General features: G+C 62.1%; 21 protein-coding genes and 4 pseudogenes. 17 read left to right on the plus strand and 8 right to left on the minus strand.

The features are described from left to right. Window positions 1–22: 22 nt before the first annotated feature. On the plus strand, window positions 23–925 hold the full coding sequence (locus P3T23_RS16485) for an NAD(P)-dependent oxidoreductase (RefSeq protein WP_429317217.1): 903 nt from the start codon (window positions 23–25) through the stop codon (window positions 923–925). A gap of 94 nt (window positions 926–1,019) precedes the next feature. Here P3T23_RS16485 and P3T23_RS16490 read toward each other — a convergent pair whose 3' ends face one another. Then, complete coding sequence (locus tag P3T23_RS16490) at window positions 1,020–2,468, minus strand: PLP-dependent aminotransferase family protein (protein ID WP_429317218.1); 1,449 nt, start codon at window positions 2,466–2,468, stop codon at window positions 1,020–1,022. A gap of 108 nt (window positions 2,469–2,576) precedes the next feature. Between P3T23_RS16490 and ltaE the strand changes: the two genes are divergently transcribed. Beyond that, the gene (gene ltaE / locus P3T23_RS16495) at window positions 2,577–3,608 is read left to right on the plus strand and encodes a low-specificity L-threonine aldolase (protein WP_429317219.1); all 1,032 of its coding nucleotides are present in this window, start codon (window positions 2,577–2,579) and stop codon (window positions 3,606–3,608) included. A 472-nt stretch (window positions 3,609–4,080) separates the two neighbouring features. Continuing rightward, window positions 4,081–4,869, plus strand: a pseudogene (locus P3T23_RS16500) (methyl-accepting chemotaxis protein); the annotation flags it as partial. Window positions 4,870–5,080: 211 nt separating this feature from the next. On the opposite strand, the gene P3T23_RS16505 reads toward P3T23_RS16500, so the two are convergent. The 3 genes from P3T23_RS16505 to P3T23_RS16515 form a co-directional block, all read right to left on the minus strand. Further along, a complete protein-coding gene (locus P3T23_RS16505; RefSeq protein WP_429317220.1) occupies window positions 5,081–5,890 on the minus strand; it encodes an NAD-dependent epimerase/dehydratase family protein in 810 nt (269 codons plus the stop codon). 95 nt (window positions 5,891–5,985) lie between these two features. Then, the gene (locus P3T23_RS16510; protein ID WP_429317221.1) at window positions 5,986–6,783 is read right to left on the minus strand and encodes a GntR family transcriptional regulator; all 798 of its coding nucleotides are present in this window, start codon (window positions 6,781–6,783) and stop codon (window positions 5,986–5,988) included. 98 nt (window positions 6,784–6,881) lie between these two features. Further along, window positions 6,882–8,621: an IlvD/Edd family dehydratase gene (locus P3T23_RS16515; protein ID WP_429317222.1), complete on the minus strand. Its 1,740-nt coding sequence runs from the start codon at window positions 8,619–8,621 to the stop codon at window positions 6,882–6,884. Window positions 8,622–8,751: 130 nt separating this feature from the next. On the opposite strand from P3T23_RS16515, the pseudogene P3T23_RS16520 reads away from it, so the two are divergent. The 6 genes and pseudogenes from P3T23_RS16520 to P3T23_RS16545 all read left to right on the plus strand — a co-directional run. Further along, a pseudogene (locus tag P3T23_RS16520) lies at window positions 8,752–9,084 on the plus strand (bifunctional glyoxylate/hydroxypyruvate reductase B); the annotation flags it as partial. A gap of 71 nt (window positions 9,085–9,155) precedes the next feature. Then, window positions 9,156–10,097, plus strand: coding sequence for an SMP-30/gluconolactonase/LRE family protein (locus tag P3T23_RS16525; protein ID WP_429317223.1), 942 nt, complete (start codon window positions 9,156–9,158; stop codon window positions 10,095–10,097). A 96-nt stretch (window positions 10,098–10,193) separates the two neighbouring features. After that, complete coding sequence (locus P3T23_RS16530; RefSeq protein WP_429317224.1) at window positions 10,194–11,483, plus strand: MFS transporter; 1,290 nt, start codon at window positions 10,194–10,196, stop codon at window positions 11,481–11,483. Between the two features lie 74 nt (window positions 11,484–11,557). After that, window positions 11,558–12,343: an SDR family oxidoreductase gene (locus P3T23_RS16535; protein WP_429317225.1), complete on the plus strand. Its 786-nt coding sequence runs from the start codon at window positions 11,558–11,560 to the stop codon at window positions 12,341–12,343. A gap of 49 nt (window positions 12,344–12,392) precedes the next feature. Then, window positions 12,393–13,100, plus strand: a complete 708-nt coding sequence (locus P3T23_RS16540; RefSeq protein WP_429317226.1) for a ribonuclease activity regulator RraA — start codon at window positions 12,393–12,395, stop codon at window positions 13,098–13,100. Window positions 13,101–13,416: 316 nt separating this feature from the next. Continuing rightward, complete coding sequence (locus P3T23_RS16545) at window positions 13,417–14,178, plus strand: SDR family oxidoreductase (RefSeq protein WP_429317227.1); 762 nt, start codon at window positions 13,417–13,419, stop codon at window positions 14,176–14,178. A 149-nt stretch (window positions 14,179–14,327) separates the two neighbouring features. On the opposite strand, the gene P3T23_RS16550 is transcribed toward P3T23_RS16545, so the two are convergent. After that, window positions 14,328–15,149, minus strand: coding sequence for an aldo/keto reductase (locus tag P3T23_RS16550; protein ID WP_429317228.1), 822 nt, complete (start codon window positions 15,147–15,149; stop codon window positions 14,328–14,330). A gap of 151 nt (window positions 15,150–15,300) precedes the next feature. On the opposite strand from P3T23_RS16550, the gene P3T23_RS16555 reads away from it, so the two are divergent. After that, entirely contained in the window at window positions 15,301–16,263 is a 963-nt protein-coding gene (locus P3T23_RS16555; RefSeq protein WP_429317229.1) for a LysR family transcriptional regulator, read from the plus strand. Between the two features lie 162 nt (window positions 16,264–16,425). Here the strand turns inward: P3T23_RS16555 and P3T23_RS16560 are convergent, their stop codons facing one another. Further along, on the minus strand, window positions 16,426–17,331 hold the full coding sequence (locus tag P3T23_RS16560; protein ID WP_429317230.1) for a LysR family transcriptional regulator: 906 nt from the start codon (window positions 17,329–17,331) through the stop codon (window positions 16,426–16,428). Between the two features lie 200 nt (window positions 17,332–17,531). Between P3T23_RS16560 and P3T23_RS16565 the strand changes: the two genes are divergently transcribed. The 5 genes from P3T23_RS16565 to P3T23_RS16585 all read left to right on the plus strand — a co-directional run bounded on the left by P3T23_RS16565 (window position 17,532) and on the right by P3T23_RS16585 (window position 22,616). Further along, the gene (locus tag P3T23_RS16565) at window positions 17,532–18,833 is read left to right on the plus strand and encodes an MFS transporter (protein WP_429317231.1); all 1,302 of its coding nucleotides are present in this window, start codon (window positions 17,532–17,534) and stop codon (window positions 18,831–18,833) included. A 41-nt stretch (window positions 18,834–18,874) separates the two neighbouring features. Further along, a complete protein-coding gene (locus P3T23_RS16570) occupies window positions 18,875–19,846 on the plus strand; it encodes a glutamate cyclase domain-containing protein (RefSeq protein WP_429317232.1) in 972 nt (323 codons plus the stop codon). A 216-nt stretch (window positions 19,847–20,062) separates the two neighbouring features. Next, the gene (locus P3T23_RS16575) at window positions 20,063–21,067 is read left to right on the plus strand and encodes an alanine racemase (RefSeq protein WP_429317233.1); all 1,005 of its coding nucleotides are present in this window, start codon (window positions 20,063–20,065) and stop codon (window positions 21,065–21,067) included. A gap of 207 nt (window positions 21,068–21,274) precedes the next feature. Then, on the plus strand, window positions 21,275–21,673 hold the full coding sequence (locus tag P3T23_RS16580) for an MlrC C-terminal domain-containing protein (RefSeq protein WP_429317234.1): 399 nt from the start codon (window positions 21,275–21,277) through the stop codon (window positions 21,671–21,673). Window positions 21,674–21,911: 238 nt separating this feature from the next. After that, a complete protein-coding gene (locus P3T23_RS16585) occupies window positions 21,912–22,616 on the plus strand; it encodes a TetR/AcrR family transcriptional regulator (protein WP_429317235.1) in 705 nt (234 codons plus the stop codon). Between the two features lie 138 nt (window positions 22,617–22,754). On the opposite strand, the gene P3T23_RS16590 is transcribed toward P3T23_RS16585, so the two are convergent. Continuing rightward, window positions 22,755–23,780: an aldo/keto reductase gene (locus P3T23_RS16590; RefSeq protein ID WP_429317236.1), complete on the minus strand. Its 1,026-nt coding sequence runs from the start codon at window positions 23,778–23,780 to the stop codon at window positions 22,755–22,757. Between the two features lie 86 nt (window positions 23,781–23,866). On the opposite strand from P3T23_RS16590, the pseudogene P3T23_RS16595 reads away from it, so the two are divergent. Next, window positions 23,867–24,977 (plus strand): annotated as a pseudogene (locus P3T23_RS16595) (IS110 family transposase). A 486-nt stretch (window positions 24,978–25,463) separates the two neighbouring features. Continuing rightward, window positions 25,464–26,078: pseudogene (locus P3T23_RS16600) on the plus strand (IS630 family transposase); the annotation flags it as partial. A gap of 39 nt (window positions 26,079–26,117) precedes the next feature. On the opposite strand, the gene P3T23_RS16605 reads toward P3T23_RS16600, so the two are convergent. Then, window positions 26,118–26,527: transposase (locus tag P3T23_RS16605; protein ID WP_429317237.1), on the minus strand; the 410-nt coding region annotated here is incomplete at its 5' end.

Below are 26,527 nucleotides of genomic sequence, written 5' to 3' on the forward strand. Positions count from 1 at the left end.
GCCGTTTATTTGGAATTCCATCATGAAGATTGGTTTTGTAGGTCTGGGCTCGATGGGCGCCGCGATTGCGATGAACCTGATCGAGTCCGGGCATGACGTACATGTTTTCAATCGCAGTCCCGCGCGTGCCGAACCTCTACGCAAAGCGGGCGCGAGCGTTGCGGCAAGCCCCGCGGAGGCGGCACAGTCGGCTGAAGTGATATTTACGATGGTGGCCGACGATGCCGCGCACGCATCAGTCACGTTCGGCGATGCGGGTATCGCCGCGGGGCTGAAGCGCGGCGCGCTGCACATCTCGATGAGTACGATTAGCGTGGCTTGTGCACAGGACAACGCAGCGAGGTACCGTGAAGCCGGACTGGGCTTTGTCTCGGCCCCAGTGTTTGGCCGACCCGATGCAGCAGCGGCGCGTAAGCTCTTCATCATGGCCGCGGGCGCAGATGAGCACCTTGAGGTCGCGGTGCCACTGCTTGAACAACTAGGACAGTCGGTTGGAATCGTCGGCTCGGATCCTTCTCAGGCGAACCTGGTGAAGCTGATCGGTAATTTCATGCTTTCGGTGATTATCGAAACATTGGGTGAAGCATGTGCAGTAGCGGGGAAGGCGGGCATTGACCCTATGCGTCTCGTGGAGTTGCTGACCAGCGCCAATTTCAACGCACCGCCGTACAAGATCTATGGCTCGCTGATTGCGGCACAGCGCTTCCAGCCAGCGGGCTTTTCGTTGCCGCTTGGCCAGAAAGACAACCGCCTGATGCTGGCGGCCGCCGAAGCACTTGGCGTTCCGCTACCGCTCGCGAGCCTCGTCCGCGACCGCTTCTTGAGCTTGCGCTCGCAAGGCATCGGCGCTGAGCATGACTGGTCCGCCGTCGCGCTGTGCGCGTTGTCGGACGCGGGCTTGAGCAAGCAGAGTCCGGCCGGTTAGGACCACAGGCGACGCGTTCGTGAGCCTGTGGGGCCGCCGGTGGTGTATGTGTCGCTCATCTAGCGCCTGTTGCCATTGCTCTGTGTCGCGCACGCTATTGCGACGCAGCAGCGGCGATCCGGGCTAGCGCGCCAAGACGCTCGACCGCTTTTTCCACATCGTTTGTCCAACGATAACCGGCGTTCAATCGCAGGCAATCATCGTAGGCGCCGCCCTGACCGAACAAATGCCCTGGGGCAAAACCGATACCCTCGGCGCGTGCCTGTTCAAACATAGGGCGCGTGCTGACGCGAGGGTGGCCGGTGGCTGGCAACTTTACCCAGAGAACGAATCCGCCACGCGGGTGGCTGATTTCTGTGCCTTCGGGAAAGTGACGAAGGACAGCATCGCGTAGTGCACGCTGCTGGTCCTGCAGCGCAGATTTGAGCCGTCTCAGGTGCAAAGCGAAACCGCCACTGGAGAGCATCCCGGCGACTGCGGTCTGCTGCAATTCGGCCGTGGCCATGCTGGTGGTGTACTTCAATGCCCGAACCTTTTCACTGAACTTTCCCGCCGCAATCCAGCCAAGCCGCAAGCCAGGGCACAGACTCTTCGAGAAGCCGCCGCATAGAAGCACATTGCCGGACGTATCGAAGGCACGTGCCGGACGCGGACGCAGCTCGTCGTAGCAGACGTCTCCAAAGATGTCATCTTCGATCAGGGGAATGTCGCGCTCCTGTAACAGGCTCACGAGCGCCGCCTTGTCTGCGTCTGTCGCGATGGTGCCGATCGGATTATTGGCGTTTGCGATCGTGACGACCGCCTTGACATGCGTTTCATCGAGGGCACGTTTCAGCGCATCGAGATCCATCCCGGTGCCGGTGCGGCACGGGATCGGCAGGACGCGCAGTTCGAGGGCGCCCAATATTTGCAGCAGCACGAAATATGTCGGCGACTCGACGGCCACGACATCGCCGGGTCGCGTCACCGCCCTGAGCGCAAGATTCAGCGCTTCGATGCAACCGTTCGTCACAATCAGCTCGTCCGGGTCGAGTTCGCAGCGATACTGCATCGCCTGACGAGCGATTTCTTGCCGCAGGTCAGGGTGTCCCGCCCCCCGCGCATGCGCGCCGACCAGATCCGGTTGCTGATACGCACGGCGGCGCAGCAGGACGTTCAACCTGTCGACCGGATACAGCGACGGCTCCCCGACAGCGAGGTCCAGACGAACCGCACACGGCGCACCTACCATAGCAAGGTGATCACGAGCCTGGGGATCGAGTTCTGGAGGTGGGTTGGGCCACCCGGTTGCTCGCGCGATGCCCGTGCGCTCCGGTCGCCGGGCGACAAAATATCCGGAACGGGGGCGGGCCTCGATATGCCCCTGCGTTTCCAGCCAGCGAAGGGCCTGCACCGCAGTAGTGAGGCTGACGTCGTGCTGCACTGCCAGCGTACGCACGGACGGTATGCGACTACCTTCGTCAAGTCCCGCATGTACGATTCCCTCCCACAATTGCTGGGCGAGTCGCTTATATCGTGGCAAAACGGATTCAGTTACCTGCATGCTGTTCAACTCATCGTCGCGAATCTGTTATCTAACAGATTCGCCGCTGCTGTGTATTGGCCTGCCGCGACCAAAATGCCAAGATTGCCGCTCTTTGAAGGAAATCCAATGAGCACTGCAATCCGCTACGACTTCCGCAGCGACACCGTTACCAGACCAGGCCCTTTAATGCGTGCTGCAATGGCAGCAGCCGAAGTGGGCGACGACGTTTTCGGAGACGACCCGACCGTAGGCAGACTCGAAGCAAAAGTCTGCGAAATGCTCGGCAAGGAATCTGCCCTGCTTGTGTCGTCGGGCACTCAGGCAAATCTTATCGCACTCATGTCGCATTGCGAGCGCGGCGACGAGTATATCGTCGGCCAGAAGGCCCACTGCTATCGCTGGGAAGCAGGTGGTGCCGCGGTGCTCGGAAGCATCCAGCCGCAGCCGTTGACCAACCAGCCCGATGGGACGCTCTCGCTCGCTGATATCGAAGAGGCCATCAAGCCAGACGATCCGCATTTTGCCCGCACGCGTCTGCTCGCGCTCGAGAACACGATCGGCGGGAAGGCCCTGTCTTTGGCCTACGTTGATGCTGCCACTTCACTCGCGCGCCGGCATGGGCTTTCGTGCCATCTGGATGGCGCGCGCGTGTTCAACGCGGCCGCTGTACTGGGCGTCCCGGCAGCGACGCTAGTGGCGCCGTTCGACTCCGCTTCCGTCTGCCTGTCAAAGGGATTGGGAGCGCCGATAGGATCGGTGCTTGCTGGCTCGTTCCCTTTTATCGCGCGAGCGCGGCGGTTGCGCAAGATGCTCGGCGGAGGCATGCGGCAGGCCGGCATCATCGCGGCAGCCGGACTATATGCGCTTGAGCACAACGTCGAGCGCCTGGTGGATGACCACGCTAATGCCCGGACCCTCGCAGAGGGTTTGTCGGCGTTCCCCGGCTTGACCGTGTCGGCGCCCGAGACGAATATCGTTTTCGTCAATGTTGCCGAAGAGATAGCAGGGACGTTTTCCGCTCACCTGGCGGCGCACGGCATTGGAGTCACTTCTGCGTATGGCGCGACGCAGCAGCGCTGGGTTACACACCTCGACGTCTCCGAGGACGCCGTTGAGGCTGCGCTCGCCGTCATGCGCGACTTCTTTGGCAGGCGATAAGGTCGTGATGACTAAGTCCTCACCGGACTTCTACCGTCGTCATCTTATTGCGCTGAAGCCAGATCAGCCAATCATCTGACTACTCGAACTCCGAGGTGACTTGCGGGCGATCCAGATCACCTGCCGCGCAAGCATTTTCCGGGTGAGCCGGCCATTCGTAAAGTTCGAGCATTTTCGTTGCTAGCAGGCACGTACACAAGTGAACAGCGCACAGGGAAACGCGGCGCGAGAAATCGGCCGCACGTTCCAGGTTCTCATGCTCGTGCTGACCGCGCTGGCGATCTCGACAGGCGGCGTGATCGCCTGGTGGATCACGCGTGACACTACGCGGGCGCTTGGTGGCGAACCAGGTGAGGTCAAGCATCTCGCCGACGCGATCGGCAGTGGCGACCTGTCCCAGGCGGTGCGGGTACGACCTGGTGATAGCGACAGCATACTTGCGGCCATGGAACGGATGCGCAATGCCCTGCGTGAGGTCGTCGAAAGCGTGCGGCAGCATGCCGACGGTGTCTCGACGACAAGTGTTCAGATCAGCCAGGGCAACGCAGATCTGTCGACTCGTACCGAATCGCAGGCTGCGTCGCTGCAGCAGACTTCAGCGTCGATGGATCAACTCACCGGCACTGTCAGACAGAATTCGGATAGCGCCAGGCAAGCCAGTGCAGTAGCTACGACGGCGGAGGAGATAGCCACGCGTGGCAGTGAGACTGTGCAAAGTGTTGTTGACACGATGGACGGAATCTCGGCGTCGTCGGAGCGGATGGCGGAGATCATTTCGGTCATCGAGGGCATAGCGTTCCAAACTAACATTCTCGCGCTCAATGCCGCTGTGGAAGCTGCTCGCGCGGGCGAGCAGGGGCGTGGTTTCGCGGTTGTCGCGAGCGAGGTCCGCTCGCTCGCGCAGCGCGCAGCGACCGCTGCAAAAGAAATCAAGGCGCTTATCGACGAATCGGTGCAGCGTGTCGAGGCGGGGTCGTTCAGGGTTCGCGACGCAGGAGCGACGATGGCGGAGATTCTCCAATCGGTGCGGCAGGTCAACTCGATCATGGCCGAGATCGCCACGGCGTCGGAAGAGCAGAGCGTCGGCATCGACCAGGTCGGTCAGGCAATCGTGCAAATGGACGAAGCGACGCAACAGAATGCCGCGCTGGTTGAATAGGCATCGGCAGCTACGCGATCGCTGGAAGAGCAGGCGTTTGCATTGCGCAGCGCAGTCGGCGCTTTCCGCATACGCGATTCGTCGGCAACGGAGCGTGATTGAGCCGCTCGACTATGAAATCGCAAAGTGAAATTGACAGTGACGGGAAGCCCCCACCCTGTTCAGTGCTCGCGTGGTGCCGCCGCCGTACCGCGCACGCTCAGGTCGGCCAACACCGTATTTGCCGTACTGACTGATGGACAGACGCGCGTGAAACGCCGCGCAGTTGAAACCTGCGCTGGCGAGCCCCCCGCGCACCGGCGCACGCGCCGCATCAGTCAATCTCCTCGATGCGTCCCGCGAACTCGTTGAGACAGCCGAAGCCGCCATGAAACAGCGCCTCCTGCTTGTCTTCGCTTGCGCTCGTGGCCAGGATTTGCGCCGCATAGTGTTCGGCGTCGTCCTCTGGCTGGTAGCCGAGGAAGCGCACGTTCGAGTTGTCCCAGCGATTGCGCGCGTTGGCTGATACGCCGTACGCGACAATGAAGTGATAGTCCGGATGATCGATCGCGCGGCGCACGAGTTGCACGGTGTCCCGGTGGCTGATCCACGTCAAGAGATGGCGCGGGGCCGTCGGCCGATCATCGGGGCGGAACGACCCGATGCGCAGGCAGGCAACGGAAAGACCGTACTTGTCGGCATACAGTCGTCCCAGCGCTTCCCCGAACACTTTCGATACACCGTACCGGCTGTCGGGGCGGGGCATGACGGTGTCGTCGATCATCCGGTCGCGCCGATGAAAGCCGACCGCGTGATTGGAGCTGGCGAATATCACGCGCTTCACGCCCGCGCTGCGCGCCGCCTCGAAAACGTTGTAGCAGCCTTCGATGTTCAGGCGGCGGATGCGGTCCCAGCTGTCCTCATCGGGAATGCCCGCGAGGTGCACGACACAATCGATGCCGTCGATTGCGCCCGCGAGCTGGATGGGATCGCTGATGTCGGCGCTTACCACCTCTTCGCCGGGGCCGGCGGGTTCCTGCGCGGCAATATCGGCCAGCCTCAAGAGGGAATAGTGGCCCTGCAAGCCCTTTCGCAATGCACGGCCGATGTGCCCTGCGGCACCTGTGATCAAAACTCGAGTCATTCAATGGCTCCTTCGTTTGCGGGTTGACGGCTGCAAGCGCTTACCAATCAGCCCAAATCTGGGCGACGGGTGATGCGAAGTCAAATCGAAAAGCGCTACGGTGTGCGCGGCGCTGGCTCCAGGTGTGCTTGTCCACCCTGGCCGATGGCCGCCGCGCCGGCGCGGCGGTGGTACGCCTCGATATAGGCGTCGCGCGCCGGGCTCAGATGCGCTCGGCACAGTTCGACGAGCCTCGACTGGTCACGCCCCGCGAGCGCTTCGAGCATTTGATGATGTTCGATGCGCGCCTTCTCGACGTATTGCGGAAACATGAGGGAAGCGGAACGGATGGCGTGTGTGCGCCGCTCGTACTCGCGGATGGCTTCGGTCAAGGCGCGGTTCTCCGATAGCGCGAACAAGGCGCGGTGAAACGCCATGTTCGCCCGAAACACGCCGCGCAGGTCGCCCGCCAGGGCGGCGGCGTCGTGCGCTTTCTGGATTTCGGCGAGCTCCGCGAGCTGCTCCGACGCAACCGGCAGGGCGATGCGCTGGGCTGCGCTGGTTTCGAGAATCTCCCGCACCGCATACAGATCCATCACTTCCTGCGGCGTATATGACTTCACAAGCGCGCCGACATTCTTGCGCCGTTCGACGAGACCGCGTTGCTCCAGCTCGGCAAGCACTTGCCGCACCACGTGGCGCTTCAACGTGAGGCGTTCGCAGAGGTCGTCCTCCACCAGACGTTCGCGCGGATGCAGCACGCCGAGCACGATCTGCTCTTCGAGCGTGTCGGATACGCGGGCGACGGTAGCGTCAATGTCACGGTCCCGCACGGCTGCGGCGCCCGTGTTCTTGCCTGATGACCGGCTGGAAGTAGGGAGGCTGTTCATGTCGATCGGATGATTCAGATGCACGGGTGTTCCAGGAAAACCGCCCAGTATAGACAAAATCGTCCGCGAAATGCCACGGCTTGCCGCTCACGGGCGGCAAGCCGCTGCGCACGGGCGCGGGCTCATTCACGTAGCTTGGGCACCTTTACGGTCTGCTGCGACGCCCGCAGGAAATCGAAATCGCAGCCGTGATCGGCCTGCGTGATCGAGGTCAGGAACAGCTTCCTGTAGCCGCGCTCGTGCGGATCGATGGTGTGCGTCTGCAACTGCTCACGGCGCCGGCCCAGTTCAGCGTCGTTGACGAGCAGCTCGATCGATCGCCTGGCGACGCTCAGCCGAATCCGGTCGCCCGTGCGCACGAGCGCCAACGGACCACCGATTGCCGCTTCCGGCGTCACGTGCAGAACGATCGTTCCCGCCGCCGTGCCACTCATGCGGCCATCGGATATGCGCACCATGTCTTTCACGCCGAGCCGGCCCAGCTTCTTCGGGATTGGGATGTAACCCGCTTCGGGCATGCCGGGTGCGCCGACCGGGCCGATGCCCTTGAGCACGAGGATGTCGTCGGCTTCGACATCGAGCTCGGGATCGTCGATGCGCCGCGCGAGATCCTCGGCGTTTTCGAAGACGACGGCACGCGCCTCGTGTTCCATCAGCTCGGCGTTGGCCGCCGACTGCTTGATGATCGCGCCGCGCGGTGCAAGGTTGCCGCGCAATACGGCGATGCCGCCTTGCGGGAAGATCGGAGCATCGAACGGACGCACGACGCTTTGCTTGAAGCTCGCCGGTGCGGCGTCGAGTTCCTCGCCGAGCGTGCGTCCGGTGACGGTGAGCGCATCGAGGTGAAGCAGCGGTTTGAGTTCGCGCAACACGGTCGTGAGTCCACCGGCCTTGTGCAGGTCTTCCATGTAGTGCTGGCCCGACGGCTTGAGATCGACGAGCACCGGCGTTTCGCGGGCCATCTTGTCGACCGCGCCGAGCTCGACCTCGATGCCGAGGCGGCCGGCAATCGCCGTCAAGTGAATGATCCCGTTCGTCGAGCCGCCGACTGCAAGCAGGACGCGCAGCGCGTTCTCGAATGCGGCAGGCGTCAGGATGCGATCGGGCGTGAGCTTGTTGGCGATCATCGCCACGGCTGTCGCGCCGGTGCGTTCGGCGACGCGGATGCGGTCCGCCGTCACTGCGGGCGCGCTCGCGCCGCCGGGCAGCATGATCCCGAGCGCCTCCGCGATACAGGCCATGGTGCTGGCCGTGCCCATCACCGAGCAGGTGCCCACCGTCGGCACGAGCTGGTTGTTGACGTCGTCGATTTCGCGCGCGTCGATCTCGTCGCCGCGAAAGCGCGCCCAATAGCGCCGGCAGTCGGTACATGCGCCGACCCGCTCGCCGCGATGCGAGCCCGTCAGCATCGCGCCGGTGACGAGTTGAATCGCGGGTACGCCTGCCGCTGCGGCACCCATCAGTTGCGCCGGCACGGTCTTGTCGCAGCCGCCAATCAGCACGACGGCGTCCATCGGCTGCGCGCGAATCATCTCCTCGGTGTCCATCGACATGAGATTGCGCAAATACATGCTGGTCGGGTGCGAAAAGCTCTCGGCGATGGAGATCGTCGGAAATTCGACCGGCAACCCGCCAGCCAGCATCACTCCGCGTTTGACGGCTTCGACAAGTTGCGGCGCGTTGCCGTGGCAGGGGTTGTAGGCGCTGCCCGTGTTCGCGATCGCCACGATCGGTCGCGACAGCGCGTCGTCCGTATAGCCCGCGCCCTTGATGAACGCCTTACGCAGGAACAGCGAAAAGCCCTCGTCACCGTAGTTGGTGAGCCCTTTCTTGAGTCCACCTCGCTCTGCTGGTTTGTCCATGGCTGGTTTGTCCATAATGATATCGACGAAATTATCAATAATCTTGACACCGATGATATCGGCTTTTATAGTGAGCCGCAAGTCAGCAGCAGGGCAGTCAAGCTGCGGACAATTTTCAAAGGATCGAAAGATGAGAAAGCGAGTAGTGCTGTACCGCGCGGTGTCAAAGGACATCGTCGAGAGCCTGCGCGAACACTTCGATGTCACCGGGTTTGCCGGGGTCGACGACGGGAATCGCCGCGCGTTCATCGAAGCGCTCGGGACCGCTCACGCCATCATGGGCAACATGCTCAAGATCACGACGGACCTGCTCGATGCGGCGCCGTTGCTCGAGGCGGCGTCGACCATCTCGGCGGGCTACGACGCCTTCGACGTCGGCGAGCTGACGCGGCGCGGCATCGTGCTCACGAATACGCCCGACGAGGTGACGGAAACGACGGCGGATCTCGCGTTCGCGCTGATGCTCGCGAGCGCGCGCCGTGCGCCGCGAAGCGCGGCAAGCGCCGTAAGACATTTGAGCAAGGAGCCTGTTTCATGTGGCAAGCGAGCGAACGATACCCCGATCCGCGCATTCAGGTATTCGATCCCGAATTCGAGAAGTTTCGGCTTCCCTATGCGGCCGTCGAGCGCATTGCGACCGGCTTTCGCTGGGCGGAGGGGCCCGTCTGGTTCGGTGACGGGCGCTACCTGCTGTGGAGTGACATCCCGAACAACCGCATGATGAAGTGGGAAGAGGAAACCGGCGCCGTCAGCGTGTTCCGCAGCCCGTCGAACTATGCAAACGGCAACACGCGTGATCGTCAGGGGCGGCTGATTAGCTGCGAGCACGGAGGGCGGCGCGTCACGCGCACGGAGTACGACGGCTCGCTCACGGTGATCCTCGATCGCTTCGACGGCAAGCCGCTGAACTCGCCGAACGACGTGGTGGTCAAGTCGGACGGTTCGATCTGGTTCACGGACCCCCCCTTCGGCATTCTCGGCAACTACGAGGGCCGAAAGGCGCAGCCCGAGTTGCCGCAAAACGTTTATCGCGTCGACGGCGCATCCGGTGCGGCGACTATTGTCGCTGGCGACATCAAAGGGCCGAACGGCCTTTGCTTCTCGCGCGACGAAAGCCTGCTCTATGTCATCGAGTCGCGCGGCACGCCGAATCGCCTGATCCGTGTGTACGACGTGGTTGATAACGGCACAGCGATCGTGAACGGCCGCGTGTTTCTCGATGCGGGCGCGGGGACGATCGATGGCCTGCGCTGCGATGTGCACGGCAATCTATGGTGCGGGTGGGGCATGGGCAGCGACGAGCTCGACGGCGTCATGGTTGTCTCGCCACGCGGCAAGCTCATCGGACGCATCGCGTTGCCCGAGCGATGCGCCAACCTTTGCTTCGGCGGACCGATGCGCAACCGCCTGTTTATGGCTTCGTGCCAGTCGGTGTATGCACTTTACGTCAACACGCAGGGTGTCGCCGGGGGGTGACATCCGCACCGGACAGGCCCTTTCGTGTGCGCGCAGCGTCGAACAAACGAAGTTTCATAACTCTATACGATAAATTGTCCTGATTATATTGGAGACATGATGTCAGGGAAATTCAGATTCACCGTTGCGGGGTTGCTGTTCGCCGCGGGAATGATCAACTACATGGATCGTGCGGCGCTCGGCGTCGTCGCGCCTATCATCAGCAAGCAGTTGAGCTTGTCGCCGTCGCAACTTGGCGTCATCTTCAGCAGCTTCTTCGTCGGATATTCGATCTTTTCGTTCGTCGGCGGCCATCTTGCCGACCGCTTCGGGCCCGTGCGCGTCTTTTCGTGGTCGATGGGCGTGTGGTCCCTGCTCTGCGGGATGACAGCGGGGGCGGTGGGCTTCGTCTCGCTGTTCATCCTGCGTGCGCTCTTCGGCTTTGGCGAAGGCCCAATGAATTCCACGACGAACCGTGCCATCACCAACTGGTTCCCGCGCGAAGAAACAAGCTCGATGATCGGCTTCACGTTCTCGGGACAGACGCTCGGCAACGCGCTTGCCGGGCCGCTCGTCGGCCTCGTGGCAATCGCCTTCGGCTGGCGCGTGTCGTTCATCGCGATCGCTGCGCTCGGCTTCCTGTGGATCGTGGTCTGGCGGTTCTTCGTGACCGACACGCCCGCGCAGAGCCGGCGGGTGAGCCGACCGGAACGTGAACTGATCGAGCGCAGCCGCAGCGTCGCTCATCCGAGCGAACAGGGCGCCAGTGGCACAACGTTGCGCACCTACCTGTTTCGCCGGAGCACGCTTGCGCTCGGCGTTGGCCTCTTCGCGGTGAACTACACGCTGTTCATTTTCATCTCGTGGCTCCCGAGCTATTTCACGAACGCATTGCACATGGACCTGAAGAGCATGAGCCTGATGACGGCGATTCCCTGGGCATGCGGCACGATCGGCTATTTTGGCGGCGGTCTCGCGGGAGACGCGCTCTTCAAGCGCATGGAGAACAAGCTGCTCGCGCGAAAGCTTGCCGCAGTGGTGCCGCTCGCGGTGTCGGGGCTTGCCATGGTCGCGGTGAGCATTGTCTCGTCGCCGGCGCTTGCTGTCACGTTCGTCGCTGCGGCAGTGCTGTTTCTTACCGCGTCGTCGCAGGCCGTTTGGGCCGTCGTTCATGAACTCGTGCCGGGCAGGCATCTCGGTGGCGTCAGCGGATTCGTGCACCTGATGTCGAACATTTCAGGAATTGTCGGGCCAACCGTCACAGGCTTCGCGGTCGAATACTTCGGCGGCTACAGCAGCGGTTTTGCATTGGGCGCGACGATCGATCTCATCGGCGTGCTGGCGATGGCTCTCTTCGTGCGCAGCAACGGTGGCATCCGCGCGATAGCGTCGGGTTCGGCAGCCTGAATGCCGGAGGGCGGCGCGGGCGGACTCGCGCGGACATTCATCAACCAAGCGGCTGATTAGCCGGGAGCAAGACAATGGATTTAGGAATTAGCAGGAAGACAGCGCTAGTCATGGGTGCAGGCGGCGGACTGGGCCGCGCGATTGCGGTTTCGCTAGCGCGCGAGGGCGTGAACATCGCGCTCGCCGATATCGACGAGGCCGCGCTGCAGTTGTCCTCGCAAGCCGTCGAGGACGCCGGCGGCCAGGCGCTACCCCTGCGCTGGGATCTGAGCGATCTGGCGTCGATCGAGGGCCACGTCGCGGCGATCGAGGCGCGCTTCGGCGGCGTCGATATCCTCGTGAACAACACGGGCGGCCCGCCGCCGACGCCTGCTTCGGGGCAACCGTCCGAGGCATGGCAGAAGTATTTTCAATTGATGGTGCTTCCCGTGATCGCGATCACCGATCGCGTGTTGCCAGCGATGCGCGAGCGCAAGTGGGGGCGCGTCATTACGAGCGCGTCGTCAGGGGTCGTCGCGCCGATTCCGAATCTCGGCATGTCGAATTCGCTGCGCCTGTCGCTCGTCGGTTGGTCGAAGACGCTTGCGCGGGAAGTGGCACGCGATGGCGTAACCGCGAACATCGTGGTGCCCGGCCGTGTCGCCACCGACCGCATTCGCTTCCTCGACGAAGCGAAGGCGCGCCGCGAGGGCCGTACGGTCGAATCCGTATCGGCGGAGAGCACCTCGTCGATTCCGGCCGGACGCTACGGCGAGCCGAACGAATATGCGGACGTTGTCGCATTCCTCGCGAGCGAGCGTGCTTCGTACATCACGGGCAGCGTCGTCCGCGTGGACGGCGGGCTGATCGCGAACATCTGAGTAACACCCGCGTGCTGAGTGCGCGCCTTTTTTGTGAAGAGAGACTTCCATGTCAATTGACCAACGAATCATCGATACGCTCTCGAGCGTCACGACGGCCACGCTGACCACGCTGCTGCTCAAGCGCGGATTGCGCAACGTATGGATCCGCGGTGCAAAGCCGCTCACCCCCGGTTTGCCGCGCATCGTAGGACGGGCGTTCACGTTGCGCTTCGTGCCGGCACGCGAGGATCTGGCGACGCCTGAATCGTGGTCCTCGCCGCGCTCGACGCGCGCCGCGATCGAGGCCATGCCGGCCGGTTGTATCGCCGTGGTCGACGCGATGGGCGTGACCGATGCGGGCATCTTCGGCGACATCCTTTGCGCGCGCATGCACAAGCGCGGCGTGGCCGCCCTCGTGACCGACGGCGTCGTGCGCGATGTCGAGGGCGTGCTCGGAACCGGCCTGCCGGTATGCAGCGTAGGCGCGGCGGCTCCGCCATCGGTCGCGGGGCTCACGTTCGTCGACTGGCAGGAGCCGATCGGCTGCGGCGGGGTCGCGGTGTTTCCTGACGACCTGATCGTCGTCGATGCCGATGGTGCCGTCGTGATTCCGGCCGCGCTCGTCGACGAGATCGTGGAAGCTGCGCCTGAACAGGAGCGACTCGAAGGCTGGATCATGGAGCAGGTCGAAGCCGGCGCGTCCTTGCCAGGACTTTATCCTCCGAACGAAGAGAACAAGGCACGTTACGAAGCGGCGAAGCAAGGCCGTAAGTAGCAACGCCGCGTCGAGGATATAGATTTGAACTGCGGCGCGATTCTCGATGGACAGGCGACGATCGAGAGCATGGGGCGTGAGATATTCGACGCGTTGCTGCGCTCGGAAAAAACGATTTCCGCATCAACCTGGAGCAGGGCGCCGCTGTGGGGCAGGCACACAGTCAAGCGCCGAATGACCGGTGGGCCGACTCGCAGAGAACCCCGGATGACGGGGGGCTGCCCAACCCGCTTTTCACCATTGAGATCAACCCGCGATCCCTGAATTGCGCGGGTTGATCGTATGTGCATCGCATTGATGCGCGGAGGTCTATCTCATGAATGCAGAACCCGGCAAGATCGCATTAATTACCGGCGCGGGCAGCGGAATCGGCCGTGCAACCGCTCGCAAGCTGTTTCAGCATGGCTACCGTGTGGTGCTCGCTGGACGCAGGAAAGCCCCCCTCGATGCGCTGGTCGACGAGGCGCAGCAACTCGGCCACGAGGCATTTGCTGTTTCCACCGACGTCGCCGACGCTGCTAGCGTCGCAGCCCTCTTCGACGCGATACGGCAGCGCTACGGCCGCCTCGATTTGCTCTTCAACAATGCCGGGCGTGGCGCACCGCCTGTCGATGTCGACGAACTCAGTCTGGACGATTGGCGCGCCGTCGTGGACACGAATCTGACGGGCGCGTTTCTGTGCACACGCGCCGCCGTCGCGCTGATGAAAACGCAAGTACCGCGCGGCGGGCGCATCATCAACAACGGCTCGATCTCGGCGCACGCGCCGCGTCCGAACAGCATCGCCTATACGGCAACCAAGCACGCGATCACCGGCCTGACCAGGTCGACATCACTCGATGGGCGCAAGTACGACATCGCCTGCGGACAGATTGACATCGGTAACGCTCTCACCGAATTGGCGGCGCGCATGGCTAAGGGAGTGCCGCAGGCCAATGGTGAGATCGCCGTCGAGCCGCTGATGGATGTCGAGCACGTCGCCGGTGCGGTCCTTTACATGGCCGGGTTGCCTCTCGATGCGAACGTGCAGTTCATGACGGTCATGGCTACCAAGATGCCATTCGTCGGGCGCGGGTAGAAATAAACGATGTTCGAGGTACCAAAACAAGCGTACAGGGCGGAGTTCAGGGCTGCGGCGGTGCAACGCGTGGGACGCGGGCAAGGCGTGAGCGCCGTGGCCCGCGACGATGAATAGCGGATGGACTGCGCGCGCTGCGAAGACAACGGTTACGCGTCCCATTCCGGCGCAAACGGCGGAGTGACGAAACGGTGGTTCTTCGGCAACATCGCAATAGCGTGTCGGTCATCATCGTCGAGTTTCACCGCCAGCGCGTCCAGGTTGGATTTCTGACTTTCGCGGCGTTGAGCTTTAGGAATAGCCGCCACCCCGTCCTGTTCCAGCAGCCACGCAAGTGCAACCTGGGCAGCGGTCACGCCATGCTTGATGCCGATTCCCTGAAGTACGGGGTCGCTCGCTGCCCTGCCTTGTGCCATCGGGGCATAGGCGACGAGTGGAATGCCTTGCTCGCGCAGGTAGCTCAGCATTTTCGACTGGTCTAGAAACGCGTGGTATTCAATCTGGTGGCAGGCGATGGGTGCGCCGATTTCCTCGATGGCTTTTCGCAGCATCGTCACGTTGAAATTGCACACACCGATTGAGCGAACGGTGCCGTTCTGCAGAAAGCCTTGCATTGTCTCCATGACGGCGCCGAGGTCCATGTCACGCGACGGCCAATGCACCATATACAGGTCAATGTAGTCGACACCGAGCTTGCCGAGGCTGGCGTCCAGGGCGCGACGGAGGGACTCCGGCGCGAGGTTCTCGTGCCATACCTTGGTCGTCAGATGCAGTTGCTTCCGTGCGAGACCCGAGGCGGCAATCGCGGCGCCTACGGCTTCCTCGTTCTGATACATCTCGGCAGTGTCGATGTGCCGATACCCGAGCTCGAGTGCGCTCTCGACTACCGGCTGGCAGCCACCACCCGGCATGCGGTATGTGCCAAATCCGAGGCGTGGCAGTTCAATTCCCTGTGTCTTCAAAGCTTCCATCGATGCTCTCCCAGGCTGGTTCAGGTCCGCGGCGCAAACCGCTGCGGCGTTCAGGAGGGCAATCTCTCATTTTCTGACTGTTGAATAAAGCATGTGCTCCTCAAATCACTCGTGATTAAACTATCTGAATGAGATGAACCTTGGAGAGGTCATGACGTTTGATGGTCGGCTGTTTTCTGGCATCACGGTACTCGCCGCAGTCGCGGAGAGCGGCAGTTTCGTGCGCGCAGCGGACGCCTTGGGATTGTCACCATCGGGCGTTAGCCGTGCTGTTTCACGCCTCGAGAAGCGGGTAGGCGTTCGGCTGCTTGACCGTACGACGCGCTCGCAGACGCTCACCGACGAAGGGAGACGTCTCTATGACGCGGTTGGACCGCATCTGACAGGCATCGAAGAGGCGACTTCGGCGGCGTCGGGTTCAGCGAACGTTGTGCAGGGAAAGCTTCGTGTCAACGTCGACCCGTTCTTTTCGAGGACGGTGCTGGCGTCAAGATTGCCAGATTTTCTGGCACGCCATCCTGACCTTTCGCTCGAACTCATCATGCGCGACGATGTTGGCGACCTCGTGGCAGATGGATTTGACCTCGCCGTGCGCTTTGGACCCCCGCCAATGGGGACACTGGTTGCGCGCAAGCTGCTCGAGACGCGCATTATTACGGTCGCGTCTCCACGGTATGTGGCTGAGCACGGGAAGCCTGGAAATCCGGCGGAGGTGAGCAAACATCAGCGAATCATGTTTTATAACCCGGTGACGGCCAAGCCCTTCGAGTGGGAGTTCCATCGGGGAAAGAAGGTCACGGAGATACCCGCGGAGGGGCGCCTCCTGGTGTCGGACGTGGAAACCATGCTGGGCGCGTGTATCGCCGGCGCCGGCATCGCCCAGGTGATGGAGATTGGCGTCGAGCAGATCATGAATGACGGCTTGCTCGTGGACCTCTTCCCGGACTGGTCGGACGAAAGATTTCCGCTGTATGCGCTCTATCCATCCCGGCGCCATCGAGCTGCTAAAGTTGAGGCGTTCATCAATTTCTGCCTCGAGTCATTGTCGGCAGCGGCACCTGTTGCGCACCGTCAGATGAGCCTTCGAGGCGAACGTCGGCAGCGAAGAAGCTAAGGCGCGCACGTTATAGCGACCATGACGATTAATATCGGCTTTGTCGCGATAACGATTACAGGATGAGCAATCTCTAATAGGAAGAGGACTGCTTATGCAGGTAGAGAATAGAACCGTTCGGCGGGAGTCCTCAGTTCCGCCTTGCGATACTGGCGGCTGAACTCATCGCCGAGTCACCAGAAGCCCGCTTCGCGCCAGCATGTCCCTGGTCAGCTTGACGATGGCATCGATGCCGCTGCCGCGCCGCTCCGCCTGATAGGCAATGAAGTATTTCTGCTGTCTCAAACGCGGTTCCGGTATTAGCGTATGAATGAGCCCAGCCTCGATTTCCGCGCGCATGATCGCCGGCGACATCACCGCCACGCCATGGCCCGCGGCAACGAGCTGCAGCATCATCGACAGGGAATTGCAGGAACTCAGGTTCTCAGCCTCAAGTCCGGCGTTGCGAAACCAGTTTGTCACCAGCGAGTGATTCGAAGAAGGGTGCGTGACGGTGATGACCGGCAAGTGGACCAGACTCTCGGGCGTGACCTCGCGCCTCGGCACCAGCCGTGGCGAGGCGACCCAGTGCAGATCCGTCAGCCCGATTGTCTGCTCGACGATGTGCTGGGCGGCGCAGGATTCGTTCAGGATCGCGATGTCGAGTTCGCGAGCGACCAGTTTGCGGCTCAACGCCACGCCAAGGTCGACGGTAATTTCGATGCGCAGCGCCGGGTAGGCGGCCTTCAGTTGCGTCAACAAACTGGCGAGTCCGGCCAGCGCCGTCGATTCGTTGGCGCCTAGCCGCAGCAGCCCTCTCATCGGATCGCGTTGTTCGGCGACCCGACCGAATTCATCGGCGAGCTTCAGGATCTTTTCCGCCTGCGCCAGCGCATCCTGACCTACGAGCGTCAAGCCGGACCGGCCGCGGCCACGCTCGAACAGTTGTGCGCCTAGCTGAGTCTCCAGTTCGTGGATCCGCGCGGAAATCGTCGGCTGCGTGAGGTGCTGGTGGCGCGCCGCGGCGTGAAAGCCGCCCAGACGGGCGGTCCAGTAGAACGTTTCGATTTGTTGGATGGAAACTCGCATGATCAGAAATCTCTATCGGTTGATCGGCTCACTTTTGATTATCTCCGATCATTTTTCACTGCATACACTTGAATTACCTGATCCACCCGACATTCGGGTATGGCAGGAGGAGATCGCCGCCAGGATGGCGAACCGGCGTCGCATTCGGGATCCGAAGCGAAGTTCTGCGGCACATCACTCGAACGATAGCGAGGCGAAGAATGGGCAGTTCAGTGGAATCGGTGGCCGAGTACGCGCGGCCGAGAACGTCGGTACGGTGGAAGATTTTTCTGGTCCTGCTGTTGCTGGTGACGGTGAACTATGTCGACCGCGCGTCGCTGTCGGTGGCGATGCCGTTGCTCGCGAAGGAATTCTCGCTGACCCCCGTTATGCAGGGCTTCATCCTCAGTTCCTTCTTCTGGTCGTACACGCTGATGCAGATGCCAGGTGGCATGCTGGTCGATCGTTTCAAACCTCGCCTGGTGCTGGCGCTCTGCACGCTGTTCTGGGGAGGCTTCCAGGGACTCGCCGCAATCGCGACAAGCTCGGTGGGTCTGCTGTTGACGCGGGTGGGGCTCGGCGTAGCCGAGGCGCCGGTGGCGGCAGCAGGCGGAGCGCTGAACGCAACATGGCTTACGCAGTACGAGCGCGTTCGCGGCGCCTCGCTGATGGACGGCGGTTCGCCTCTGGGGGCCGCGCTCGGCTCGGTGCTGATCGCGTGGCTGATCCTGGTCGCGCACTCGTGGCGTACCGCATTCGCGATCGCCGGTATTGCCACCATTCTGTGCGGCATCGGCGCGTGGATCTACATCAAGAATCATCCGCGCGAGCACAGCGGCGTTAATGACGCGGAAGCGGACTATATCGAGCGGGCGCAGGCGGTGGAATACGCGAAAGAGGCGAAGAACCTGTCGGGGCGGTCAAGGGATTTCTTCAGATACCGCTCGGTGCTGTTGATGTTCTTTGGCTTCATGTGCTGCACGACGCTCTACTACGGGCTGTTGACCTGGATGCCGACGTATCTCAACAAGGTGCACGGATTCGACCTGAAAGAGATGGGCAACGCGAGCTTCCTGATTTTCCTCTGCGGATTCATTGGCGAACTGGTGGGCGGCTATGTCAGCGACAAATGGCTGGCCAGCGGCGCGGCGCCAAACCTGGTGATGCGCGTGATGTTCGGCGTCGCCGGTGTGGTTGCGACGGTTTCGGTGTTCTGCGTCGCCTATGCGTCGAGCGCAAAGATGGTCGTGATCCTGCTGTCGGCGACGTTGTTCTTCCTTCGTTGGGGCGGACTGTACTGGTCCATTCCTGCGATGCTCGCCACCCGGAACAAGGTCGGCGCGCTAGGCGGCTTGTTGAATTTCGGCGGCAATCTCGGCGGGATGGTGATTCCGATCGTGGTCGGCGCGATCGTCCAGTTTACTGGCTCCTATTTCCTCGCGTTGATGTGCTTTGCTGCGATGGGTATAGGGCTTTTCGTCTGCTCAATCGGAATCGACTACGAAACCAAGATCCCGGTTTGACCGGGCCCGGCAATCGCTCAATCATCACAGGAAAGGCAGCAATGGGATTCAGTGAAATCGAAAATATCGTCGGGCAGACTGTCAGGCGGGATATCAGCCGTATGAAGCGTTTTGCGGAAGGCCAACTGGAGCGTGCCGCACGGTCAATCATGAGCACACCCAACGCGCACGTCGGTATCGTCACCGGGTTTTTCATCCGCAATGCGGTTCCGCCGTCGCCGGAAACCGATGGACTGGGTGGCATGGCGCACATGGCGGCCGGGCTCGCGAACGCGGACATACCCGTGACAGTCATTACCGATGCGCCGTGCAGCAAGGCAGTGTGGGCGGTCACCACTGAACTGCCTGAAGGCGTTGCCCTCGAAGTTACGTCGGTCAGCAAGGACTCGGTGATGTCTCTAAGGGATCGGCTTGTCGCCGCCGAGCGCCCCATCACGCACCTGATTGCCATCGAGCGGGTGGCGCCCGGCAGCGACGGCAAACCTCATCGTGAGTATGGTGCGGACATGTCCGACGACACGGCGCCGTTGCATCTGTTGTTTGATGCCCCCGACTGGCAGCGGCCCTGGACCACGATTGGCATCGGGGACGGCGGCAACGAAATTGGCATGAGTGTGCTGCCGGAAGAGATTGTCCGCGACGACATCCCGAACGGATCGCTAATCAGCGCCACGACGCCGACCGATCACCTGGTGGTGGCGGGCGTTTCAAACTGGGGCGGCTGGGCCCTGCTTTCGGCGATGGCGATGGTCGAACCTGATCGCGCCGCTGGGCTGCTGAAGGATTTCCATCCTGAGAAGGACCGCGCTTTTCTGGCCGCGGCAGTCGAGGTTGGGCAGGCCGTAGACGATAGCCGCATCGACCGGCCGGCGCGCCCTGTGATGAGCGTCGACCGGCTGCCTTGGGAGCAGCATGCGGCCGTACTGGAGCAGCTACGCAGCGTCGTCGATGCGTACCTCTCCGGCCCGCCGTCTGTCGAAAAAAAACCGCAGAACAGAGGTCCGGAAAATTAGGCGGTACGGCCGTTTGTGGTACGGCGGCCATCAGCCACGGCGATGAAATTGTCGCGATGGCGGTTTCATCGCCTCTGTGGCAATGAATTAAGACGCAACCCGGTTAATCGAACCATGTCGAGCATATCCGCATCCAGCCTGAATCACAGACCCGCTTGGGCTCGCGCCCTGCCGGACGATATCCAGACACCCTGTTTCGCCGTTTCCGAACAAGGCGTGCTGGACAACCTTCATGCGACGGCACGCGCATGCGGTGGTGTCGAGCGGCTCATGCCGCATGTGAAGACGCATCGCGCCAACTGGATCGTCAAGCTGTTGCTGGCCGAAGGCGTGCGGGCGTTCAAGGCCGCGACCGTGGCCGAAGTCGACATGGTGCTTGGCGCCGGTGCGCCGAAGGTCGTGTGGGCTTATCCGTCGGCTAACAAGGCGAACATTCGCGCCGCAATCGCGGCAGCCGATGCGTTTCCCTCAGCTTCGGTTGGCGCACTCGTTGATTCGGCAGCCGGGCTGTCCGCGTGGCGCGAGGCGCTCGCGGTCAGGGCGATTCGTCCCGCCAACCTGAAGCTGATCGTCGACCTCGATCCGGGAATGGGGCGAACCGGGGCACCGCTGACGCAAGCTGCACTCGAACTGGCATCCGATGTTCAGTCGCTAGGCCGCTTCGGCGGCTGGCATGTGTATGACGGCCATATCCAGGGCCATGACCCGGCACGTCGACGGGAACGTATCGGTGAGGTCATGCGGCGTGTTGCCGCGCTGCTCGATAGCGCCGCCGCGGCAGGCCTGTGTTCCGACCTGATCGCCGGCGCGAGCTATAGCTTCAACGTCTGGCCGGCTGGCCTCGCCAGGTACGTGGCTCCCGGCAGCTGGACGTATTCGAGTTCGCAGCACGATACGGAACTCCCGGAGTTCGGATGGGAACCGAGTGCGTACGTGGTGGCGACCGTGATCGCCAGAAAGGACAACACTGCGACCCTGGACGCCGGCTCCAAGGCCATTTCCCCGGACAAACCTTTGGCCGAGCGCTTTCGCTGGAACGGGAAGATCCTGATGATGAGCGAAGAGCATGTCGTGGTCGAAAATGACGACCTCAAGGTCGGTGAACGGGTTTTGCTGTTGCCACGGCATGCATGCACGACAGCCTACCTGTACGACAAGGCGCTGGTGCTCGGCAGAGACGGCCAATGGGCATTCCGGGATCAACTCGGCAGTCGCAGGTAGGTAGTCGATCAAAAGGTGGCGTGCGTAGCACGGTCCCGGAAGCGAAAGACGGAACCAGGTCATATTGGCGCCGGTTTCCACGCGCGCCGATTTCGTATCGCGGGCCTACCTGCAGGATGTCGCGCTCCTGGCTGACGCCGTCAGCGAAGCGCCGGTAATGACGCCCGAAATCCCCGCGTTCGTTCGTACCATGGATGGGATCTGTCCATGCGGCACCAGTGCCACGAGCCGATGTTCTTCGAGATGTTCGGGATCGACATTGCTCACGCACGCGTCGTGGTATTGAAGTCGCGCGGACATTTCAGGGCGGCGTTCGACGAGTTCTTTTCCGATGCGCAATTCGCCGCGCCGTATCCGCACGGCTTGCGCTTACCGTGCCTCATCAGACATCGCCGCAGCGGAGCCCGCAGTGGCGGCGGCAAACGCCAGGATTGCCGTTGCACGCTGTGCCTGCTGCCCAAATATCGTGTTGAGCCCGTCTTGCTTTTCAAGGTGGTCGATGCCGTCGAGCAACCTCCGGCCGCCGTCTCCTCTCCCTGCCAGATCTCACTGCGTGACTGCGGTGTCCGGCCCCGGTGCGAGCAGGCACACCGTTCTCGGCTCTGAAAGCGCGGTTTGCATTGGCGCGGCGGCGCCTGTGTGCGTCGCGAATCGGGACTAACGCCGCTACTACGGCCGAAACGTATGCCGCCGACAGCAGTGGGAGCGCAAGCCAGTGCAGGACAATATAGGGTTACGCCTGAAAGCAGGCACGGCTGCTTCGCGTCTCCGGGGCGATATACTCCGGCACAATATAAGTCTTTGGCTGAAGACGTATGGGTAAAAAGGTAGGCACAGGAGAGTCATGAAGATCAAACCCAAGGATGTGGCGGAGCCGGGTCGCGGGGCCAGGAAGGCTCGCGCGGTGGTCCAGCGGCCGGCGAAAAAGGCGCCGCAGCGCCTGCCTCGTGCCGAACGTCAGGAGCGCGTGCTGGCCAAGGCCGCAGAGTATTTCTCGGAGCATGGGCTGAACGCTCAGACCCGCGCGATCGCGGATGCGTGCGGGGTCTCGCAGCGCCTGCTGTACAGCCTGTTTCCGAGCAAGGCCGCGTTGATCGACGAGGTGTACAAGCGCGAGATAGCGGGGACCTTCAATGCAATCTGGTTTGTCCAGTTGCAAGACCGGAGTGTGCCGATTGAAAGCCGGCTCAATACGTTCTATCGCGAGTATTACGACACGCTGCTGACGCGGCGCTGGCTGAGGCTGTTCCTGTATTCGTCGCTGGAAAACCTGCGCATGGCGCCTACCTATACGAGCGCGGTGGTCACGCATGCGCTCGAGATCATTGTTACGGAGACGGCGTATGAATTGGGGCTCAGCGTACCGGCCGACCGCGTGCATCTGACCGAGATCGGCTGGCTGCTGCATGGAGCGGTATCGCACCTGGCGATCCGCCGGCGCATCTACGCAAACGACAACACCACACCGACGGATGGCGTGATTGCGATGCATGTGCGGGCTTTTCTCGTAAGCCTTCCCTCTTTGCTGCCTGCGCTCGAAGACGCCTGAGCACCATCCGCGATCCGCGCTGGATAGCACGGTGGTGCCCGAGGCCGCGCTGCTCAACGCGCAGCCGTCGACGCTCTACACCGAACCGAAATGGTGGTGCCGTTTCGGCCGGCGTAGTGGCGAGCCAGATGCGGGCTCTCAACCCTCGTTCTGACCGCGACGCGGAATTCTGCCAAAGAAAGGGTGCTTGGGATCGTTGAAGCCGGGCGTCGAAGGGTGCCCGGTAGCCACGAGCGCGTCGACGAACGCTTCGTCTTCAGCGTTCATGCGATAGCTCAAGGCAGGTTGGTAATCTTCCCATTGCTCTTCGGTGCGCGGCCCGGCGATCGTCGAGCTGATGTAGCGGCTGTTCAGCACCCACGCAAGGGCGAATTGCCCCCCGCTCAACCCTCGCATCCCGGCATGCTCACGCACGAGGCGCGTCACTTCCAGCGACTCGTGCCGCCATTCAGCCTGTTTCAGACGACGGTCGCCGCGGCCGGCACGTGTATCTGACGCGGGCGCTGCGCCAGGTTCGTACTTGCCGGTCAATACGCCGCGTGCAAGCGGACTGTACGAGATCACTCCAAGCCCATAGTGATGCGCCGCCGTAAGCTGTTCGCTTTCGGCCTGGCGATTTGCAATGTTGTAGAGCGGTTGACTCGCTATCGGGGCGGCGAGGCCCAGTGCCTGGGCCGTATGACTGAACTCAGCGATCTTCCAGCCCCGATGATTCGACAGGCCGTAATAGCGGATCTTGCCGGCCTGGATCAGATCGTTCAAGGCACGAACCGACTCCTCATCGACGGGCGTGTCGTGGTCTTCGGCGTGGAGGTAGAGAAGGTCGATGTAATCCGTGTTCAGGCGCTTGAGGCATGCCTCCACGGCTCGCACGATGTGTTTGCGCGAAGCGCCGCGCGCGTTGACGTCGTCTTCAACCAGGGGACTGACGACTTTGGTCGCCAGGATCCAGTGATCGCGCCGGGCGGCGATGCAGCGGCCGACTACGCGCTCCGATTGACCGTCAGCGTACACGTCGGCGGTATCGATCGAGTTGACGCCCTGCTCATGGGCACGGTCGATGATGCGTGCTGCGCTTGCCTCGTCGGTCGGACCGCCGAACATCATCGTACCCAGGGTCAGCTCTGAAACCTTGATACCGCTGCAGCCTAGCCTGGACATCATGTATGGACCTGCCGCACCTCAAGGTACGCGGATTAAGCTTGAGGTCGGTTACACCGCGGCTCAGAGCCGCATTGAGGGGGCAGGTCATGAACAAGTTTACCAAGTACGTGGGCCTGGATGTGCATCAGGAAACGATTGCCGTGGCGGTCGCCGACACGGCCGGTGAGCTGCGGTATATGGGCGAGATCGTGAACACGCCCGAGGCCATCGCGAAACTGGTGACGCAGCTCAAGCGCGGCACGGGACGGTTGGCGTTCTGCTACGAAGCCGGCCCCTGCGGCTACACAATTTGCCGACAGTTGCTTGAGCTCGAACAGGACTGTCAGGTTGTGGCGCCGTCGCTGATTCCGAAGAAGCCGGGCGAACGTGTGAAGACCGACCGGCGGGATGCCCTAAGCCTGGCGCGCCTGCATCGCGCCGGCGAGTTGAGTCGCGTGTGGATTCCAGACGAGGGACAGGAGGCACCGCGCGATTTGACGCGTGCGCGTGAGGATATGAAGCACCTGCAACGCCAGGCTAAACAACGACTGTTGTCGTTTCTGTCGCGCCATGGCCGTCGCTACACCGGCCGCTCCAGGTGGACACAGCCGCACTGGCGCTGGCTGGAAACCATCAAGTTTTCCCGGCCCGAGCAACAGATCGTGCTGCAGGAATATATCGACACGGTACAGGCCTGCGGCGCGCGCGTGGCCAGCCTCGACCGCGAAATCGAGACGGCCGTACAGGCCAGCCCGGTCCGGCCCGTGATCGAGGCACTGATGGCACTGCGCGGCATCAGTCTACTCACCGCGGTCACGCTCGTCGCCGAACTGGGTGGATCTTGCGCGGTTTGCCAACGCGCCCCAACTGATGGCGTATCTGGGCCTCGTGCCCAGCGAACACTCCAGCGGCAAGCGCGAGCGGCGCGGTGGTATCACGAAGACCGGCAACGGCCACGTTCGGCGCGTGCTCATCGAAGCGGCCTGGACCTATCGTCATGCTGCACGCAAGACCGCCATCCTGCAGCGACGTGCTGAGCGTACGGCGCCGGAAGTTCAAGAGATCGCGTGGTCGGCGAAAAAGCGGTTATGCCAGCGGTTTCGAAAACTCATGGCACGTGGCAAGCTCAAGACGCAGGTTTGCACAGCCATTGCGCGCGAGCTCGCCGGTTTTATCTGGGCCATCGGACAACACGTCGCGCCCCTCACTCGACATTGACACAATGAGATGAGATCGAAACACAACAGTATGCTTGGGCCAGGACCTGGCAGCGGTGGGAGAACCCTCGCGGTGACACTAGGAGGCAACTGGAAACAGCACAACCCTCGAACCTAGATTGAGGCAGCTCCCCGACGTTTCGTTTGTCATGCGGTAACCAACCCGCGCATATCAGAATGATCAACCGTCGGATAACCGCCCGGTCCTGGCCCAAGCATCCTGTTGTTGACGACCGTCAGAGAGACGGTCTCGCATGGTCGTGAGCGCGCAAGCGTCGCCCCTCACGACCAATGCATAGCATGGAAAATCGACGTCGCGTCAAGGGTCCGCTACACCGGGCTCACGCCCGCCCTTGACCCGTCAAACCTCGGAGAACCGCCGCACTTTGGTACTTGACACGGTCCATACATATCAGTGTTCCGTTCTGTTGTTAACTGATCTATGTTCACGTAGCATGCTGGTATCGCCAGAACGGAAGGTACCAGCATGCCCATGGGACGACCGAAGGCCGAACTGGTGTTGAGTGAAGATGAGCGCTCGCAACTGGCTTCGATAGCGCGTTCGCGCTCGATTTCGGCGGCGCTGGTGACGCGTGCGCGCATCGTGCTGGCTGCTGCTGCCGGGGAGCCCAACAGCGCAATCGCACAGCGTCTTCAACTCACGCGTGCCACGGTGGGCAAGTGGCGGATCCGGTTCCTGGAGCATCGCATCAGCGGGCTGTATGACGAAGTACGTCCCGGCAAGCCGCGCACGATTGACGATGAGCGGTTGGCTCAACTGATTCACAAGACCCTGCACACAAAGCCAGCGGATGGCTCCACGCACTGGAGCGTGCGCACGATCGCCGCCGAAACGGCCATCTCGCCGACGAGTGTGCACCGTTACTTCAAGCTGCTGGGCCTGCAACCGCATCGCAGCGAAAGCTTCAAACTCTCGACCGATCAATTCTTCATCGAGAAACTGCGCGACGTGGTCGGCCTGTACCTGAGCCCGCCCGAGAATGCATTGGTCCTGTGCGTGGACGAGAAGAGCCAGTGCCAGGCGCTCGAGCGCAGGCAGCCCATGCTGCCGATGGGCTTCGGTTACGTCGAAGGAGATACGGTCAAGTCTGGTGTATGAGCGATTTGATGGCCATCGATTTCAAGCGGCGAGTTTCTGCTGAACCGGACGATCGTCTTGCACCGGTTCGCCGTCCTTGAAGGTAATGCCCTCCAGCAACAGCTTGATCTTTTCCGGGCCGTTGATACGGCGCCAGGTTTTCTCGGCTTCCTCGATCAGCTTGAATACGAGACCAAGGAAGGTTGGTCGCGACACGCAGTTGCGCGTGCGCGTCGTACGGTGACGCACCGTCGCGAAGGTCGATTCAATCGCATTGATTGTACGCAGGTGCTGCCAATGTTCGGCGGGGAAGTCGTAGAAGGCCAGCAGGCTCTCCCGGTCCTTCTTCAACGTTTCCGTCGCCTTCGGATATTTCGCCGCGTAGAGCGACACGAAGCGATCGAACGCGGTGTGGGCCTCGTCGCGTGTTGCGGCCATCCAGATCGCCTGCA

This window comes from Paraburkholderia sp. GAS448 (genome assembly GCF_050435685.1).
Taxonomy (GTDB): Bacteria; Pseudomonadota; Gammaproteobacteria; order Burkholderiales; family Burkholderiaceae; genus Paraburkholderia.